Genomic DNA, 17,452 nt, shown 5'->3' with positions numbered 1-17,452 from the left:
AGCGGCGGTGGTCGGCACAGGCTACTTGAGCTGTTGCGGAAGTTTCCCGACGGGGCCTCTGGACATTTTGTGCCGAATTTTGACACGGTCGAGCCATGCCCGAGACCAAGGAAGCCCTCGCCTTCTACGCCGCCCAGAGCACGTACTCCGACCCGGGCGCACTCGCCGGGGTCTACGCCGACCTGCCGCACGACCCGGCCGAACTGGCCCGCATCTCAAGGGACTTGCTCATCCACCGCCTCGAGGGCGACCTCTTCGGCCACACCCACCCGACCGACCGCCTCCACCACGACGCCGAGTCCCGGTACATCGACGACGTCCTCAGCATCCTCGTCGAACGCAACGCCGCCCCCCTGTCCGTACGACGCGAGCTCGGCGACCGGTTCGTCGGCATCTGCCGGGACTTCACACTGCTGCACTGCTCGTTCCTGCGCCACGCGGGCATCCCGGCCCGGGCCCGGATCGGCTTCGCCGACTACTGGGGGTCGAGCTTCCACGGCGACCACGTCGTCACCGAGTACTGGGACGACGAACGCGGCTGGCGGCTCGCCGACGCCCAGCTCGCCGACCCCTTCGTCAGCGGCCACTGGAAGGTGGACTTCGACCCGATGGACGTCCCCCGCGACCGCTTCCTCGTCGCGGGCGAGGCATGGCGGGCGATCCGCGAGCAGGGGGCCGACGAGAGGACGTTCGGCCTCCATGGCCCGCAGGAGGGACCGTTCTGGGGCGAGCGGTACGTGGCCGGCAACATCCGCCTCGACCTCGCCGCGCTCAACAAGGTCGAGACCCTGCTGTGGGACGTCTGGGGAGAGGACGAGGGCGAGCCGGGTACTCCGCTGCCGGAGCCGTCACGGAGGTTCTACGACGGGGTGGCCCCGGTCGTCTCCGGCGAGCTCTCCTTCAAGGCGGTGCGAGAGCTGTTCACCGAGGACGACGTTCTACGCACCCCACAAACGGTGACCTCCTACGCCCCCTTCAACGGCCCGAGCGTCATAACCCTCCGCTAGGCCAACCCCCTCAGGGGCGCGGGGCTGTGTTGGATTTGCGGCTGCCGCCGCGCGGGCGCGACCAGCCACGACGGCGCCGCAGAAAACCGACTGCCTCCCACCTCGCCCGTCCCACCGGAACGCCCCCGCACAACCCGATACGCACAAGCCGCCGCCAACAACTCCCCCAACAGATCCGGATCCCCGATCTCCAGCCCCAAAAGAGACTCGATCCGCTCCAACCGCTGGTAGAGCGACTGCCGCCCGATATGCAGAAGGGCAGCGGTACGAGTGGGCGAGCACCCGTTCCGTAGATGCACCTCCAACGTCCGCACAAGATCACTCGCGTGGGCGGCCTCCCACTCCAACAGCGGCCCAAGCGCATGCTGCACCAACCGAGCCAGCCGATCCCGGTTCGCGTCGACGCCACCCCGCGTCAGCTCCCGCTCCAACGCAAGCGCCCGAGAGGACGTCACCAACGGCCCCTCGGGCACCCCCGGCTCCGCGGCCGGCACGGTCAGCGCCAGCTCCAAGGTCGTACGGGCCGCCCGCAACGTATCGCTCCACCGCAGCCAGCCGCTCCCGACGGCGACGGCATGCCCGACGGCCACGGTCAGGCCGGGTTCCGCGGTGGAGCGGAACGCGTCCTGGACCCCTCGCACGGGGTCGCCGGACCGGGTCGCGGGCAACGCCAGCAGCGCCAGCACGTCCCCCGGAAACGCCGCCCGCAGGACACTCGCCCCGCCCAGCACCCGTACCGCCCGGTCCACCACCCCCGTCTCCCGGGTCCCGTGCACCGACACCCCGATCAGTCGCGCGCCCGGCCCCGGGTGGAACCCCGCGAGCGCCGCCCGCGCCTCCACCTCGGGCTGGTTCAGTGCCGCCCGGTCGGCGAGGTCGGCCAGCAGGGCCGCCGTGTGGTCGTCGCCCCAGGGCCGTACGACCGACCGCCCGGACAGCCCCCGTGCCACGATCGCCCGATTGGCGGCTTCCGTGATCCGTACGAACGGCACGACGCGGTGCATGGCCAGCAGCGGCAGCTCCAGGCGGCGGGCCTCGTCGACCACCTCGGCCGGCATGGCGGGCAGGGACCGGCCGACCTCCACCGCGAGCCCGGCCGCACCGCGCGCGGCCAGCTCCCGGACGTACCGGCGGCGTACCTCCTCGTCGGGGTCGGTGAGGCCGAAGCCGTTGGTGAGGAGCAGTTCGCCGCCGTCGAGGAAGTTGGCGCCCTCGTAGACCTCGCTGGAGTGCACCCAGCGGACAGGGCGGTCCAGGGCGCCCTCCCCGGCCAGCAGCTCGGGCTCGGCGGCGCGGACGGGGTCGAGGGTGAGGACTTCGCGGAGGGTGAGGGCAGGCACGGGGTACCTCCAGGGCGCTGACGGTCCCGCTGACAGAACGTCCGGCTGTGGGATGCGGGGAGAGTACTTTCCGCACGTTGCCCTCGTGTTTCGCCCACAGGAGAGTGGAGGCATGGACCCCACGGACCCGCACACCCAGCTCGCCGCCGCCGTCGCGGAGGCCCGCGCCGGTCTCGCCGAGGGCGGCATCCCGATCGGCGCCGCGCTCTACGGAGCCGACGGCACCCTGCTGGGCCGCGGCCACAACCGGCGCGTCCAGGACGACGACCCCTCCATGCACGCGGAGACGGCGGCGTTCCGAGCGGCGGGGCGGCAGCGGTCGTATCGCGGTACGACGATGGTGACGACCCTCTCACCCTGCTGGTACTGCTCCGGCCTGGTCCGGCAGTTCGGTATCTCGCGGGTGGTGATCGGCGAGGCGACCACCTTCCACGGCGGCCACGACTGGCTCGCCGAACACGGCGTGGAGATCGTCCTCCTGGACGACCCGGAGTGCGTCGCGATGATGCGCGACTTCATCAAGAACAACCCGGCACTGTGGAATGAGGACATCGGCAGTGGTGTGGAACGAGGACATCGTTGACTGCTCGCCTCCCCGCAGGGAGGTGATTCCTGGCTCAGGCAGCCTCATGGAGCGGCGCTCCACGAGGTCTTACGCCCTCGACACCAGCCGGGGCCAGACCAGCCCGGACAAGCATCACGCGCGCGGAGTTCTTGTCCCGGGGGGACACGAGCCCGCATGCGGTGCAGGTGTAGGTGCGTTCCGACAGCGGCAGGGCGTGCTTGGCTCTCGCTCCGCACCTGCCACAGTCCATCGTGGTGTAGGCGGGTTGCACCAGGCGCACGACCCGCCCGTGTTTGCGGCCCATCTCCAACAGGGCTTTCTTCGTGGCGCCGATCGCCGCGTCCGCCGCCTTGCGCGCCATCGAACTCTTGGCGAGGAACTTCGGCTTGAAGTCCTCCACCGCGATCGCGTCATGATCGCGGACCACTTTCTTGGCCCACTTACGGCCTGTGTCCTGCCGCTGACGACCGATCTTCTGATGCGCCTTCGCGCACTGCTTCTTGGCCTCGCGGTAACCCTTCGAAGCTGCTTGCCCCTTGGCAGGCTTGCGGCGGGCCATCATCCGGTCGTACTTGGTGATCCTCGCGCTGGCCTTCCGACCGTATTCGGCGTGCGGAAGGTCGTGCGCATCGCTGGTGGTGGTCGCGGTGTCCTTGACCCCCCAGTCGACACCGATCACCGCACCGGTTCCGGGGAGCGGCCGGACCTCAGCGGGGACGACGAACGATGCATACCAGTGGCCGATGTTGTCGCGGTACACACGCACACTGGACGGGTTGGCGGAGAGGGCGCGCGACCACACCACCGTCAGCACGATCCCACCTGCGAGATGCAGTCGGCCGTCTTTCAGTCGAAAGCCACGCTGTGTGTAGTTCAGCGTCGGCAGCGCCTCACGCTTCCTCTTGTGCTTCGGCATTCCGGCTCGCTGCCCGATGGGCAGCTGGTCTTTGATGTCCTTGAGGGCCTTCGCACGGGATCTACCGAAGTCGCGGATGATCTGTTGCTGCGGAACGGAGGAGCCCTCGGCCAGCCACCGCGTCGAGGTTCGCGCCTCCGTCAGCATCTTGTCCAGACGCGCCGGCCCGCACGCTTCTCTCCCCGCAGAAGCCCGCTTCGACCGGGCCACACACTCGTTCCAAATCCATCGGCACCGATCCCACTCCGCCAGTAACGCGGTCTGGGCGATGGACGACACGCGCAGGCGGTAGGTGTACCGGGCGTGCCCGGCTGCTACTCCTCCGCATGGTGTCTTCATGACACCACTTTACCACTACGATGCGTGACATGGATCAAGAAGTACGCATCACCCTCAGACTCCCCGCCGACCTCCACGCGTGGCTGGTCCGCGAGGCAAAGTCCGCCCACAGGTCCCTCAACTCCGAAGTCGTGTACCGCCTGGAGAACGGCCGCCCCGCCGCTGAGGCAAACGGCGACCCCACCTGAGGGCGAACTCCCTTCCCTGCCCTGCTCCGCAGGCACTCCCCTCCCCGGCTCAGCGCCGGGACACCCCGGAGGTTCTCGGTGACCACCCCAGCCCCCCGCATCCCCACGATCGACCTGAGGCCCTGGGTGGACGGTGACACGGACACCCGGGCCGACATCGCCCGTACCGTCGACGAGGCCCTCCAGACCGCCGGGTTCCTGCTGGTCACCGGGCACGGTGTGGACCCGGAACTGCGCGCCGCCATCCGGGAGGCCGCGCGGAACTTCTTCCGGATGCCCGTCGACGTCAAGGAGCCCTACACCGCGAAGGTCGGCGGGCGCGGGTGGCTCGGTCCGGGTGCGGAGGCCAACGGCTACTCGGAGGGGACGGAGACCCCGCCGGACCTGAAGGAGTCGCTGACCTTCGCGACGCACGAGCCCTTCGAGGACCCGGAGATCAACGCGGAGTGGTACGCGCCCAACGTCTGGCCGGCGGAGGTGCCGGAACTCCGGACCCTGTGCGAGGAGTACCTGGCGCGGATGGCCGACCTGGAGAAGCAGCTCCTCGATCTGCTCGGTGTGGCCCTCGGGCTCGAACACGACTTCTTCTCCCGGCACATGGACCACCCCACGTACGGCTTCAACATCAACTGGTACCCCGGGACCGAGGTCATCGGGGAACCCCAGCCCGGCCAGTTCCGCATCGGCCCGCACACCGACTTCGGCACGGTGACGATCCTCGACCGGCAGGCCGGCAAGGGCGGGCTCCAGGTCTGGACGGACGAGGGCGGCTGGGAGGACGCGCCCTTCGACCCGGACGCCTTCACCATCAACATCGGCGACCTGATGGCCCGCTGGACCGGCGACCGCTGGCGCTCGGGCCGACACCGGGTACTGCCCCCACCGGCGGACGCACCCGCCGAGGAGCTCATGTCCCTCGTCTACTTCGGCGAGTGCACACCCGGCACTCTGGTGGAGTCGGTACCGGCGCCGGTGGGACGGGTGGCGTACGAGCCGGTCGACTCGCATGCGTACCTGCGGGAAAAGCTGGACTCGATCACGGTCGACTGACACTCCGTGTGTCCGTACGGCGAAGGCCGGTTCCCATGACCCAGGTCACAGGGAACCGGCCTTCGCCGTACAGCGGTTGCGGCCTCCGCCTACACGCCCGCGTAGGAGTGCTTGCCGGAGACGAAGATGTTGACGCCGTAGTAGTTGAACAGCCAGCAACCGAACGCCAGGAGGGCGAGGTACGCGGCCTTGCGGCCCTTCCAGCCGGCCGTGGCGCGGGCGTGCAGGTAGCAAGCGTAGGCGACCCAGGTGATGAACGCCCAGGTCTCCTTGGGGTCCCAGCCCCAGTAGCGGCCCCACGCGTCGCCCGCCCAGATCGCGCCCGCGATGATCGTGAACGTCCACAGCGGGAAGACGGCCGCGTTGACGCGGTAGGAGAACTTGTCGAGGGACGCCGAGGCGGGCAGCCGCTCCAGGAAGGAGGTGGCGAAGCTGCCGGGCTTGCCGCCGTTCGCCAGCTTGTTCTCGTACGAGTCCTTGAACAGGTAGAGGATCGTGCTGACCGCGCCCACGTAGAAGACCGCGCCGCACAGGATCGCCGTGGAGACGTGGATGTAGAGCCAGTACGAGTGGAGGGCGGGAACCAACTGGTCGCTGGCGGTGTACAAGACAGTGACGGCGATGCCGAGATCGAGGAGGACCGACGTGATCAGGAACAGCCCGAGCCAGCGCACGTTCTTCCTCAGCGCGAGCAGCGTGAGGTACACACCGACGGCCACCGTGGAGAAGGTGATGTTGAACTCGTACATGTTGCCCCACGGCGCCCGCTCCACCGAGGCCGCGCGGGCGATGACCCCGGCGAGCTCGATGAGAAAGGCGAGCACGGTGAGGGACACGGCGATACGCCCGTAGAGGTCCCCCTGCTCGTCCCCACCGTGCGCCCCGGGCCCGTCCGGCACGTCCCGCTGACCGGCGGCGGCCCGCACCACGACCTTCGGCCGTTCCAGTACGGCGGTGGAGCCGCCCTTCTTCACCGTCACGGCCGGTGCCTTGGCCTTGCCGTCCGCCCCTTCGGTGAGCGCGGCGGCGGTACGGCCGATCTTGCTGCGGCTACCGAAGATCCATTCGGTGATGTAGGCGAAGAAGGCCAGGGTGTAGACGGCCATCGCGGAGTAGATCAGCGTGTTGCTGAGATTCGCGAGGTGTTCGTTGGTGGCGGCGGCCAACTCGGTTGTGGCGGCGAGAGTCACTTCTCGGCCCCTTCGGCAGGTACGGCTTGGGGGTTGGGGGTGGTGGTGGAGTCTTCGTCCGGATCCGGCGCCCCGGGCGCCTGGTCGTAGAGGATCCCCGCGAGGTCGCCGAGTTCCTCCGGCACCTTCGCGGACTCGCTGCGGCCCAGGCCGGCCATCTCGACGACCGTCACACCGTCGGCGCCCCTGACCGCCCGCACCCACACCCGGCGGCGGGAGATGAACAGGGAGCCGGCGAGGCCGAAGATCGCGACGACCGAGCCGGTCAGTGCCCAGCCGCTGGCGGGCTGGCGGGTGACCTGGAAGTTGGCCCACTCCGCCGTGGAGTCGTAGGTGATCGAACCGGCGCCGCCCGGGAGCTTCATGGTCTCGCCCGGCTTGAGGTTCTCCCGCTGCTGCTTGCCCTTGGAGTCCTTGAACTCCTTCAGATGGGACTTGTCGAGCTGGTAGACGCTCTGCGGGATACCCGCGTCGACCCCGAGGTCGCCGTAGTAGCCCGCGATGTTCAGCACCGGGTTGTTCAGCGCGGGGAAGGTGGAGGCCGTCTCGCTGCCGGGCGTGTACGTCGGCAGGAAGAAGGCCTCGAAGCCGAGCTGCTCCCGCACACCCTTGGTGTTGCGGTAGCCGTCCATGACCTTGACGACACCCGAGGAGGTGATGTTGTTGTCGAGCGGCAGCAGCGGTACGGCGTCGCGGTAGACGACATTGCCCTTGCCGTCGCGCACCGTGATGACGGGGGCGTAGCCGTGGGCGGTGAGGTAGACCTTGGAGTCACCGATCTCCAGGGGCTTGTTGACCTTGACGACCGTCCGCTTGGCCTTGCCGTAGGCGCCCAGGCGGTAGCTGAGGTCGGCCTGGAAGGTGCGCGCGGTGCCCCGGTTGGGGCCGGTCTTCTCGTAGCTGCCCTGGAAGTCGCGGAGGGTGAAGCTGAACGGGTCCAGCTCGTCCTGGGTGAAGAGGGTGCCGGACTTGAAGTCGTCGTACTGCGTGAGGGTGTTGGAGAATCCGTCGCCCTCGACGATCAGCTTGTTGCCCTCCATCTTGAACAGCTGGCCCCAGGCGAAGGCGATCAGCATCACGATGAGCGCGATGTGGAAGGCGAGGTTGCCGACCTCGCGCAGATAGCCCTTCTCGGCGGCGACGTTGTCACCGGCGAGGTGGGCGCGGAAGCGGCGCTTCTTCAGCAGGGCGAGCGCGGCCTCGCGGACCTGCTCGGGCTCGGCCTCGGTGCGCCAGGTGGTGTAGGCGGGCAGCCGGGTCAGTCGCTTCGGGGCGCCCGGCGGGCGGCCGCGCAGCTGGCCGACGAACTGCCAGGTGCGGGGCACGATGCAGCCGATGAGGGAGACGAACAGCAGGAGGTAGATCGAGGAGAACCACACCGAGCTGTAGACGTGGAAGAGACCGAGCTTGTCGTAGACGTCCCCGAGGGTGGGGTTGGCGTTACGGAAGTCGGCGACCTTCGTCTCGTCGGTGCCGGTCTGCGGGATCAGTGAGCCGGGGATCGCGCCCAGCGACAGCAGCAGGAGCAGCAGGAGTGCGACCCGCATGGAGGTCAGCTGCCGCCAGAACCAGCGGACCCAGCCGATGACGCCCAGCGAGGGCAGGTTGGGGGCGTCCTCCACGGGGGCCGTGGACAGCTGGGAGGCCGCCGCGCCCAGGTCCTCGTCGCCGGTGGGCGGGGTCGAGTCGGTTGTGGTCTTGCTCATCGATCAGATCCCCACAGTGAAGCCGTTGGACCAGACTTGCATCTCCTGCACGAGACGGTCCCACGCGCCCGTCAGCAGCAGCACACCGGTCAGGATCATCATCGTGCCGCCGATGCGCATCACCCAGACGTAGTGGCGCTTGACCCACGCGAAGGCACCGAGGGCCTTGCGGAAGGCTACTGCGGCGAGGACGAAGGGGACGCCGAGGCCGAGGCAGTAGGCGACGGTCAGTACGGCGCCGCGCAGGGCGCTGCCGTCCTGCATGGCGAGGGACTGCACCGAGGACAGCGTCGGTCCGATGCAGGGCGTCCAGCCGATGCCGAACAGAGCGCCGAGGAGGGGGGCGCCGGCCAGCCCGGTGGCGGGCCTGGTGTGGAAGCGGAACTCCCGCTGGGTGAGCCAGGGCATCATGCCCATGAAGAAGATGCCCATGACGATCATGAGCACGCCGAGCACCTTGGACAGGACGTCCCGCTCCTCCTGGAGCGTCTGTCCGAAGTACCCGAACAGCGCCCCGCCGGAGACGAACACGACGGTGAAGCCGAGCACGAAGAGCGAGGCCCCGGCGGCCATCCGCCCGCGCCGGGCCTCGGCGAGGTCGGTGCCGCTGACGCCGGTGACGTACGACAGATAGCCGGGCACGAGCGGCAGGACGCACGGGGAGAAGAAGGAGATGAGGCCGCCGAGAACGGCGAGTGGCAGGGCGAGCAGCAGTGCGCCGCTGAACACGGTCTCGTTGCGGCCCACCGCCTCGGCGAGCGTGAACGTCGCGCTCACGTCACTTCTCCGCGAGGACGGGCTTGATCATCCCGGTCAGCGTGTCCTCGCTGAGTGCCATCAGCGCCCGGGCCGCGATCTTGCCGCTGCGGTCGATGACGAGCGTGGAGGGGATCAGCTGCGGGTTCAGCGTGCCCTTCTTGAAGCGGAGCATCTGCCGGCCCGTCGGGTCGTACAGGCTCGGGAAGGTGACCCCGAACTCCTTCTCGAAGTTGATCGCCGAGGTGGTGTTGGTGTCCCGGGTGTTGATTCCGACGAACTGAACGCCCTGGCCCTTGAGCTTCTCGGAGACGGCCTGGAGGTTCTTCGCCTCGGCCCGGCAGGGGGTGCACCAGGAGCCCCACACATTGACGACGAGGACCTTGCCCTTGTAGTCGGCGGTGGAGAGCTGCTTGCCGTCGATGGTCTTGCCGGACAGCAGGGGGGCGGCGTCCCGCTTGCCCTGGGCGACCGTGTCGACGCCGTCGTTCCCGGTGATGAAGTTGGTGTCACCGCTGCCGCCGACCTTGCCGCCGGAACTGCACGCGGTGAGGGTCAGCGCGGCTGCTGCGGCCGTGGCGGTGAACAGGACGGCTCGACGGTTGGTGCGGGTCAGGGCACTCATGTGAAAAGTTTCGCATGCCCGTTCTGGGGATCTTGCGCACCCCCCTTGCGGGCGGAAATCCGCATTTCAGGCGGCGTTCGCGGAGCTCCCGGCAGTGCTGTCCGAGCCGGCTGGGCCAGCCTTCATGAACGTGTTCCAGCCACCGACCGGTGCCTGTCCGACGTCCAGCGTCCGCAGCTTGGCCAGCACCTCCGGCTTCTGTACGTCCATCCAGTCGACGAACTGCCGGAAGGAGACCAGCCGTACGTCCTCGCCCTTCTCCTTCTCCGCCGCGATGTGCTTCAGGGCTTCCTCGACGGCGTCCATGTAGATGCCGCCGTTCCACTGCTCGAAGTGGTTGCCGACGAAGAAGGGGGCGCGGTTGGACTCGTAGGCGCGCCGGAAGCCGGCGATGTAGGCCCCGGCGGACTGCTCGCGCCAGGCCGGGTAGTTGTGGGCGGGCGCGTTGGTGGAGTTGATCGACTGGTTGGCGAGCATGTTGTAGTCCATCGAGAGGACCTCGAAGCTGCGCCCGGGGAACGGGATCGCCTGGAGCGGCAGGTCCCACAGCCCGCCCTTCTTCTCCGGCCAGACCTGGCGGCCGCCGGGCGAGGAGGCGTCGTAGCGCCAGCCGAGCTCCTTGGCGGTGGGCAGCAGGTTGTCCTGGCCGAGGAGGCAGGGCGTACGACCGCCGACGAGCTCCTTGTCGTAGTCGAAGGGCAGGGCGGGCAGATCGGTCCACCCCGTGTTGGTCCGCCACTCCTTCACAAAGGCCTTGGCCTGGTCGATCTCGCTGCGCCACTGCTGGGGCGTCCAGTTGCCGACGGTGCCGGAGCCGGCGCAGAAGTGGCCGTTGAAGTGGGTGCCTATCTCGTGCCCCTCGAGCCAGGCCCGCCGGACGTTGGTCAGGGTGGCCTTGACGTGGTCGTCGGTGAGATAGCCGATGTCGGAGGCGCCGAGGGGGTTGTTGGGCGGGTCGTAGAGCCGCTTCTTCGACTCGGGCAGCAGATAGAGCCCGGAGAGGAAGAAGGTCATGTGGACGCCGTGCTCCTTGGCGAGGTCCAGGAAGCGCGGGAAGAGTCCGTTGCCGACCTCGCCGGCGCCGTCCCAGGAGAAGACGACGAACTGCGGCGGCTTCTGGCCCGGCTCCAGCGGTTCCGGCCTGGCCGGCTGGTGGGGCTGCTTGCCCGTGTACGACGTGGAGCCGTCGCCTAGGGGGCGGGCGCGGTGGGTCTGGGCACTGGGCTTGCTGCCGGTGGAACCTCCGGCATGGCTCGGCCCCTCTGACGAGGTGAGGGTGCCGCAGCCCGCGAGTCCGAGGGCGGCCGCACCACCCACACCGAGTCCGAGTGCTCCCCTGCGGGTGAGAGCGCGCATTGCATCCCCGTTCGTCACGTCCTGCGAAGTGGTCACCCATTCAGAGGACGTGACGAACGAGGAGGTTCCCCCTGATCACGGAGATTCAGTAACAAATGCAACGAGCGGGTGCTAAAGCGCCCCTCAGGGGCGCGGGGAACTGCGCGACCAGCCCCCACCGGCCCGCAGTTCGACCACCACGCTTACGCCCCGAACGCCTTGTCCTTGCCCTTCACCGGCTTGGCACCGGCACGCAGATGCGCGGGCACGAGATCGATCGCGGGCTCGCTGTACCCCACGGACACGATTCTGTCGCCCTGATACGTGAACGTCGTCAGCGAAGCGAGCGTGCACTGCCGCCGCCGCGGGTCGTGCCACAGCCGCCGCTTCTCGACGTAGGACCGCACGATCCAGATCGGCAGCTGATGGCTGACCAGCACCGCCTCGTGGCCGCGCGCCGCGTCCTTCGCGGCGTCCAGCGCCCCCATCATGCGGACGACCTGGTCGACGTAGGCCTCACCCCACGACGGCTTGAAGGGGTTGACCAGGTGCTTCCAGTTCTCGGGCCGCTTCAGGGCGCCGTCGCCGACGCCGAAGGTCTTGCCCTGGAAGACGTTGTCGGCCTCGATGAGCCGCCCGTCGGTCGCGAGGTCGAGGCCGTGCGCCTTGGCGATCGGCGTGGCCGTCTCCTGCGCGCGCTCCAGCGGGGAGGAGCAGACATAGGTGATGTCCCGGGGGGCCAGGTGCTCGGCGACCCGGTCGGCCATCTGCCGCCCCAGCTCGGACAGGTGGTAGCCGGCGAGACGGCCGTAGAGGACCCCGTCGGGGTTGGCCACCTCTCCGTGCCGCATGAGGTGGACGACGGTGATGTCGGGGTTGGTCGGGGTGCTCACGCGGTCGCCTCCGCTGCCGCTCGGGCCGCCGCCGGGAGGGCGTCGGCGATGCGCTGGACCGCCTGGTCGTCGTGGGCCGTGGAGACGAACCATGACTCGAAGGACGACGGCGGCAGATAGACGCCGTCGGCCAGCAGCGAGTGGAAGAAGGCGGTGAAGCGGAAGGACTCCTGCTTCTTGGCGTCCTCGTAGTCCCGCACCTCACGGTCGGTGAAGAAGACGGAGAACATGTTGGAGGCGTTCTGCACCCGGTGGGCGACGCCTTCCTTGCTGAGCGCCTCGCTGACCAGCGACTGGACCTGCGCGGACACGGCGTCGACCTTGTCGTACGCGGCGTCGTCGAGCAGCCGCAGCTGGGCGAGGCCCGCGGCGGTGGCGACCGGGTTCCCGGAGAGGGTGCCGGCCTGGTAGACGGGCCCGGCGGGCGCGAGGTGCGCCATGACGTCGGCGCGACCGCCGAAGGCCGCGGCCGGGAAGCCGCCGCCCATGACCTTGCCGAAGGTCATGAGGTCGGGCTTGACCCCGTCGATCCCGTACCAGCCGGCGCGGCTCGTCCGGAAGCCGGTCATGACCTCGTCGGAGATGTAGAGGGCGCCGTTCTTGGAGCACGCGTCCTTGAGGCCCTGGTTGAACCCGGGCCGCGGCGGCACGACGCCCATGTTGCCGGGCGAGGCCTCCGTGATCACACAGGCGATCTCGCCGGGGTGCCGGTGGAAGGCCTCGTGCACGGCCTCGAGGTCGTTGTACGGCAGCACGATGGTGTCGCCGGCCTGGGCGCCGGTGACACCGGGCGTGTCGGGCAGGGCGAAGGTGGCGACACCGGACCCGGCCGCGGCGAGGAGCGAGTCGACGTGACCGTGGTAACACCCGGCGAACTTGATGACCTTGGTCCGCCGCGTGAACCCGCGGGCGAGCCGGATGGCCGACATGGTGGCCTCGGTGCCGCTGGACACCAGCCGCACCTGCTCCAGCGGCTCGATCCGGGCGACCATCTCCTCGGCGAGCGCGACCTCGCCCTCGCCGGGCGTACCGAAGGACGTACCGCGCGATACGGCGTCCTGGACGGCGGCGATGACCTCGGGGTGCGCGTGCCCGAGGATCATGGGTCCCCAGGAGCAGACGAGGTCGACGTACTCACGCCCGTCGGCGTCGGTCAGATACGGGCCGGTGCCGGACACCATGAACCGGGGCGTTCCGCCCACGGCGCGGAAGGCGCGCACCGGGGAGTTCACGCCGCCCGGTGTGACGGTGGCCGCACGGTCGAACAGGGCCTGTGAGGCAGGCGCATCGTATGAATAGGGCGTTTCGCTCATGACCTGCGACTTCTCCGACTTCTCGGACTCCGGTTGCCGACTTTCCTCCTCAGGGTAGGCCAGCGGCACTGGGCGACAGCGGTCTGTGGTCCGACGGCATCTGCGAAACTGAGAGCTGATAGACACAGCTCGTGCGGCCCTTGATGTTCGGGTGCTGCGATGATCCTGCGGACAGGTGTTTCAACGCACGTTTCGGCGGGCGGCCGTGGGGGAGGTCACTGACACGATGATCGGGTTGCGCGGCGGGGGCCACGCCTCCCAGAAAAGCAGTCGGGTGGAGATATGCATCGCGGTGGCGGACTGGGCGAGGGGACTGATGACCTGGGTCCTCGACGTGCCCGGCGGGGAAGGCACCGGCGCGACGCGGAGGAAGCCGCAGAATCACGTCAAGGACATGCGGTACCGAGTGAGTCGGAGCGGGACGACCGACGTATCGAACGTCGGATCGAGCAGCTGGGGGCGGGGAGCAGGAATGGTGGTCGGGTGGGGGTGACGTACAAGTACTTCGGCGCGCCGGACGGCGCGACCGCGGCCCGCGTCCCGATCTCGATGCGCCCCGAGGAGCTCGGCGGCGACGAGCTCGGGATGAACGGCATGTTCACCAAGATCAAGCCGGAGACCATGGCGGCGATGGTCCTCACCGGCATAGAAGGCGTCCCGCTGCACAAGGTCCCCCCGCTCGAACTGGTCGTCCTGCACCCCGACTACGCGGTCGTGAAGCTCCCCATGACGGTCGTCGACCCGCTGCGCGGCATCGGCGAGGAAGCGGTGGGCGCGGCGGCGTTCATCTGGTCGACGGTCCCGGACCGCGGCGGTCCGCGGGACGCGTTCAACGTGTACCAACTGCTGCACGAGTGGCAGGACTTCTCGCATCGGCTGCACGAGGCGGGGCATCAGCCGTATTGCTTGGTGTGGCCCTGAGCCGGGGCGTCGGACGGTAGGTCCGTCGCGCGGCCGGCCGCATCGGCTCGCGCCGCCGTCACCGGTCACGGTCAGGCGGCCGGGTGCGGCTCCCGCCCCGTCAGCCGGCGGGCGAGCAGACCCAGCAGGGCGGCGTTGAACAGCCCGCACAGGACGGTCCCCGCGGAGAAGAGCAGCGGGGTCAGCCAGGCGAGCGGGGAGTCCCCGTCGGGTGAAAGCGCCATCAGGGGGATGCTGACGATCATGCTGAGCGGAGCCGTGGTCATGAGCGGCCAGATCCCGGCGAACCCGGGGTCCGGGGACAGGTACACGGCCCACAGGAAGAACCCCAGCGACGCCGCGACCACCGCGAGGTAGCCCCGCGCGAGCCAGTTGTCCACGGCGGGCGCCAGCAGGGCCCGGATCCTCGGGAATCGGGGGCGTGCGGAACGGGCCATGTCGGTGCCTTTCTCTTCGAGGTGACGTGCGAGGTGTTGTTCAGGACGAAGGGGAGAGATTCACGCGTGCCGGACATCGGCACGGACATCCCGGACGTGATGGGCGAACGCACCGACCACGGCCGCGTTCACCAGAGCGCACGCGAGCAGCCAGGCCCCCATGCCGACCGAGGCGGCCACGACAGCCGCCCCACCACTGCCCTCGGCGCTGCCGGGCCCGAAGGGCACGACCGCGCCCAGCATCGACAGAGGCTCCGTGAGCAGCATCGGAGCCATCGCGTAGGCACTGTCCGGAAACAGGAACGCCACCGGCACGGAAGCGGCGAAGACCGCCAGATACCCCCGGCCGCCCCAGTTGTCCGTGGCGAGCGCGAGCAGCCTCCGCAACCGCACGAGGCGGCCCGGCCGCGAGACGTTCGACATCGCGGATCCCTTCGGTTGGTCCGTTGTCGCTGTGTGTTCCCAGGGTGTCCCGCCGACCCGCGCCGAGGCATGAGTACGGGTGCTCATCTCCGTCTGGGTTTCCACCCGCGGCCGGCTCCGTGTCGCCGTCCTCCCGGTCGGGGTCACCTGGGGCAGGGTGCGTACACGTGCTCAACTCGGTGGTTCTGAGCGGTGATCGACAGTTTCGTGACAGTGCGCAGCGGCTCCTGTTCCCCTGCGCGGGGTGTGCGTACGGTGATCATCGCGGCGCCAGCGGATCTTGACCGGATCCGCATCCGCTGCCGCACAGTCAGCAGGCGACCGGGGGACACCGTCGCCGCTCACGGGGGAAACAGGGGGAGCAGTTCGCCATGCCGTGGAACCGGCCTCACGGCGGCCGCACAGCGAGCCGTCCTGTCATTGCGACCGTGGCCTTCGCGGGACTCGCCGCGGCGGTCCTGATCGGCTGGGACGGCTTGGACACCGTCCCCGGCTGCGGGTACGTCAGCGACGCCCACCCCTCCCGGACCGCGCGGGACTGGGTCACGCACGCCGACCACGTCGTCGTCGCCACGCCCGAGCGGGAACGGGACACCGGGCGGCGCGACTTCGCCTCGGGCCCGTTCCGGTACCGGACCGACCGCATGGTGACCTTCCGCACCGACAAGGTCCTGTGGACCTCGGCCGACCGGCCCGGCCGCCCCGTGGACAAGGGCTTCGACATGGTCGCCCCCGGCTGGCAGGTGTACCGGCAGAGCGGCACCCGCATCAAACGGACCGCCCCCGACGCTCCCCGCCTGGAGACCGGCCACACCTACGTCCTCGCCCTGCGCTGGAGTCCGGAGGGCTGGACCGTTCTGGGTGAGGGCGCCGCCGTCCCCTTCGACGACGGGGTCGCCGGTCAGGGCGAGTGGTGCGGGCGGGTCCTGTCGAAGGAGGACGTCGCCCGCGGTGAACTCTTCTCCCGCAAGGACGACGACAGTCTCGAGGAGACGATCCTCGGCCAGGACGAGCAGGCGGTACGGCGTGAACTGGACCGTGCGGTCAGGAAGTGAGCGCCGCTCCCCCGGCCCGTCCCGCTCGGCAGGATCGCCGAACGGCCCGCCCCTTCCCGCTACTTCGTCCCCACCGTCCGCAACACCGTCAGCGCCAGCGTCCGCGCCACCGCCACCACCTCCCGCACGGACACCCGCTCCCGCGCACTGTGGGCGACCTGGATGTCCCCCGGCCCGAACTGCAGCGTCGGAATCCCGGCCCCGGCGTACAGGCGCAGATCGCTCCCGTACGACGCCCCGCGCTCCCTGAGCGGCCCGCCCCCGGCGTCCGTGTGCGCGCCGCGGATCACGCCGGGCAGCGGATGTCCCTCCGGCAGCCGGCCGCTCGCGAACTGCCCACCGGGCCACGTCACGGTGACCGGATGGTCGGCCAACCAGGCGTCCCCCGCGCACACTTCGGCCACACACCGCTCGAACGCGGCCCGCGCCGCCGCCGGCTCCTCCCCCAGCCGTACGCCCAACCGCCCCTCCGCGACCAGCAGATCGGGCACACTGCTCGCCCAGTCCCCGGAGCGCAGGGTCCCCACCGACAGGGCGTACGGGATCGGATACTCCGCCATCAGGGGATGCGGCTCCCGGTTCCGCTCGGCCTCCAGCCGCCCCAGCGCCCGGTGCAGCGGCAGATAGGCGTCGATCGCGCTGACCCCCTCGTCGCGTGAACTGCCGTGCGCGGACTTCCCGTTGACGGCGAGCCGGAACGTCAGCGCGCCCGCGTTGGCGGTGACCAGGGTGCCGGCGGTCGGCTCGGCGATGACACAGACGTCCCCGCCGTACCCCCGCTGCAACGTCCCGAACGCACCGAGCCCCCCGTCCTCCTCCCCCACGACGAAGTGCACGGCGACCCGCCCCCGCAGCCGCGCCCCACTGGCCCGCACGGCCTCCAACGCGACGAGCTCCGCGACCAGTCCGGCCTTCATGTCACAGGCCCCGCGCCCGTGCACGACGTCCCCGACGACCCTGGGCACAAAGGGATCCCCCTCCCAGGCACCGAGGTCCCCGGGCGGTACGACGTCCACATGCCCCTGAAGGATCAGCGTCGGCCCGTCCCCGCCCTCCCCGGTCCGCCCGACGAGCCCCCACGCCTCGTCCCTGGCCACCTCCGCACCGGGATAGTCGGGATGGGCACGCAACGCGTCCAGATCCATCGCCCACAGGTCGACATCGAGCCCGAGCCGCTCCAGCCGTCCGGCGAGGTGATGCTGCAACTCCGACTCGGCGGCACTCCCGGTGACGCTGGGAATCGCCACGAGCTCGGCGAGCATCCGCCCGACGGAGGCTTCGTCGATACGGTCCAGCGCGGCGGCTTCCGCGGCACTCAGCATGTACGCCTCCCCATCCCGATCGGAGCCATACATGCTCACCGTGGACGCTTCGTAAGCCTGACCTGCCCTGC

The 17,452-nt window shown here is 69.7% G+C and carries 18 protein-coding genes; 6 read left to right on the top strand and 12 right to left on the bottom strand.

What is annotated here, in order from left to right:
- Window positions 1-95: 95 nt before the first annotated feature.
- A complete protein-coding gene (locus ACIOHP_RS47660) occupies window positions 96-1,007 on the top strand; it encodes a transglutaminase-like domain-containing protein (RefSeq protein ID WP_401897774.1) in 912 nt (303 codons plus the stop codon).
- Here the strand turns inward: ACIOHP_RS47660 and ACIOHP_RS47655 are convergent.
- Complete coding sequence (locus ACIOHP_RS47655; protein WP_401897773.1) at window positions 1,004-2,347, bottom strand: PucR family transcriptional regulator; 1,344 nt, start codon at window positions 2,345-2,347, stop codon at window positions 1,004-1,006. The two genes, ACIOHP_RS47660 and ACIOHP_RS47655, sit on opposite strands and share 4 nt — an antisense overlap.
- 112 nt (window positions 2,348-2,459) lie before the next feature.
- On the opposite strand from ACIOHP_RS47655, the gene ACIOHP_RS47650 reads away from it, so the two are divergent.
- Window positions 2,460-2,930 (top strand): nucleoside deaminase, encoded by a 471-nt coding sequence (locus ACIOHP_RS47650; RefSeq protein ID WP_401897771.1) that lies wholly within the window; start codon window positions 2,460-2,462, stop codon window positions 2,928-2,930.
- Window positions 2,931-2,964: 34 nt separating this feature from the next.
- Here ACIOHP_RS47650 and ACIOHP_RS47645 read toward each other — a convergent pair whose 3' ends face one another.
- On the bottom strand, window positions 2,965-4,167 hold the full coding sequence (locus tag ACIOHP_RS47645) for an RNA-guided endonuclease InsQ/TnpB family protein (RefSeq protein ID WP_401897768.1): 1,203 nt from the start codon (window positions 4,165-4,167) through the stop codon (window positions 2,965-2,967).
- 29 nt (window positions 4,168-4,196) lie between these two features.
- Between ACIOHP_RS47645 and ACIOHP_RS47640 the strand changes: the two genes are divergently transcribed.
- Together ACIOHP_RS47640 and ACIOHP_RS47635 are read left to right on the top strand one after the other, a co-directional pair.
- A complete protein-coding gene (locus ACIOHP_RS47640; RefSeq protein WP_401897766.1) occupies window positions 4,197-4,355 on the top strand; it encodes an Arc family DNA-binding protein in 159 nt (52 codons plus the stop codon).
- Window positions 4,356-4,433: 78 nt separating this feature from the next.
- A complete protein-coding gene (locus tag ACIOHP_RS47635; RefSeq protein ID WP_401897764.1) occupies window positions 4,434-5,405 on the top strand; it encodes an isopenicillin N synthase family dioxygenase in 972 nt (323 codons plus the stop codon).
- Between the two features lie 89 nt (window positions 5,406-5,494).
- On the opposite strand, the gene ccsB is transcribed toward ACIOHP_RS47635, so the two are convergent.
- The 7 genes from ccsB to hemL all read right to left on the bottom strand — a co-directional run bounded on the left by ccsB (window position 5,495) and on the right by hemL (window position 13,223).
- Complete coding sequence (ccsB, locus tag ACIOHP_RS47630; protein WP_384163193.1) at window positions 5,495-6,595, bottom strand: c-type cytochrome biogenesis protein CcsB; 1,101 nt, start codon at window positions 6,593-6,595, stop codon at window positions 5,495-5,497.
- The gene (locus ACIOHP_RS47625; RefSeq protein ID WP_361547113.1) at window positions 6,592-8,301 is read right to left on the bottom strand and encodes a cytochrome c biogenesis protein ResB; all 1,710 of its coding nucleotides are present in this window, start codon (window positions 8,299-8,301) and stop codon (window positions 6,592-6,594) included. Before ACIOHP_RS47625 ends, ccsB begins: the two co-directional genes overlap by 4 nt.
- Window positions 8,302-8,304: 3 nt before the next feature.
- Entirely contained in the window at window positions 8,305-9,078 is a 774-nt protein-coding gene (locus tag ACIOHP_RS47620) for a cytochrome c biogenesis protein CcdA (protein ID WP_351691750.1), read from the bottom strand.
- Window position 9,079: 1 nt separating this feature from the next.
- Window positions 9,080-9,682, bottom strand: coding sequence for a TlpA disulfide reductase family protein (locus tag ACIOHP_RS47615; RefSeq protein WP_361547116.1), 603 nt, complete (start codon window positions 9,680-9,682; stop codon window positions 9,080-9,082).
- Between the two features lie 66 nt (window positions 9,683-9,748).
- Window positions 9,749-11,038, bottom strand: coding sequence for a hypothetical protein (locus ACIOHP_RS47610; protein WP_401897761.1), 1,290 nt, complete (start codon window positions 11,036-11,038; stop codon window positions 9,749-9,751).
- Window positions 11,039-11,220: 182 nt separating this feature from the next.
- Window positions 11,221-11,868 carry a histidine phosphatase family protein gene (locus ACIOHP_RS47605; protein WP_361547265.1) on the bottom strand — a complete coding sequence of 216 codons (648 nt, stop codon included), beginning with the start codon at window positions 11,866-11,868 and terminating at the stop codon, window positions 11,221-11,223.
- Window positions 11,869-11,906: 38 nt separating this feature from the next.
- Window positions 11,907-13,223 (bottom strand): glutamate-1-semialdehyde 2,1-aminomutase, encoded by a 1,317-nt coding sequence (gene hemL, locus ACIOHP_RS47600; RefSeq protein ID WP_401897759.1) that lies wholly within the window; start codon window positions 13,221-13,223, stop codon window positions 11,907-11,909.
- Window positions 13,224-13,706: 483 nt separating this feature from the next.
- Between hemL and ACIOHP_RS47595 the strand changes: the two genes are divergently transcribed.
- Complete coding sequence (locus ACIOHP_RS47595) at window positions 13,707-14,144, top strand: hypothetical protein (RefSeq protein WP_003974483.1); 438 nt, start codon at window positions 13,707-13,709, stop codon at window positions 14,142-14,144.
- Window positions 14,145-14,215: 71 nt separating this feature from the next.
- On the opposite strand, the gene ACIOHP_RS47590 is transcribed toward ACIOHP_RS47595, so the two are convergent.
- Both ACIOHP_RS47590 and ACIOHP_RS47585 read right to left on the bottom strand, forming a co-directional pair.
- Window positions 14,216-14,581 carry an SCO4225 family membrane protein gene (locus tag ACIOHP_RS47590; protein ID WP_401897757.1) on the bottom strand — a complete coding sequence of 122 codons (366 nt, stop codon included), beginning with the start codon at window positions 14,579-14,581 and terminating at the stop codon, window positions 14,216-14,218.
- A gap of 60 nt (window positions 14,582-14,641) precedes the next feature.
- A complete protein-coding gene (locus ACIOHP_RS47585; RefSeq protein WP_361493763.1) occupies window positions 14,642-15,004 on the bottom strand; it encodes a hypothetical protein in 363 nt (120 codons plus the stop codon).
- A gap of 428 nt (window positions 15,005-15,432) precedes the next feature.
- Between ACIOHP_RS47585 and ACIOHP_RS47580 the strand changes: the two genes are divergently transcribed.
- Entirely contained in the window at window positions 15,433-16,059 is a 627-nt protein-coding gene (locus ACIOHP_RS47580; RefSeq protein ID WP_401897754.1) for a hypothetical protein, read from the top strand.
- Between the two features lie 59 nt (window positions 16,060-16,118).
- Here the strand turns inward: ACIOHP_RS47580 and ACIOHP_RS47575 are convergent, their stop codons facing one another.
- Window positions 16,119-17,381 (bottom strand): ArgE/DapE family deacylase, encoded by a 1,263-nt coding sequence (locus ACIOHP_RS47575; RefSeq protein WP_401897752.1) that lies wholly within the window; start codon window positions 17,379-17,381, stop codon window positions 16,119-16,121.
- Between the last annotated feature and the right edge of the window lie 71 nt (window positions 17,382-17,452).

It is taken from the genome of Streptomyces sp. NPDC087859 (assembly GCF_044742595.1).
In the GTDB taxonomy this organism is placed as follows: domain Bacteria; phylum Actinomycetota; class Actinomycetes; order Streptomycetales; family Streptomycetaceae; genus Streptomyces; species Streptomyces canus_F.
This window is presented reverse-complemented; position numbering and strand designations above follow the sequence as displayed.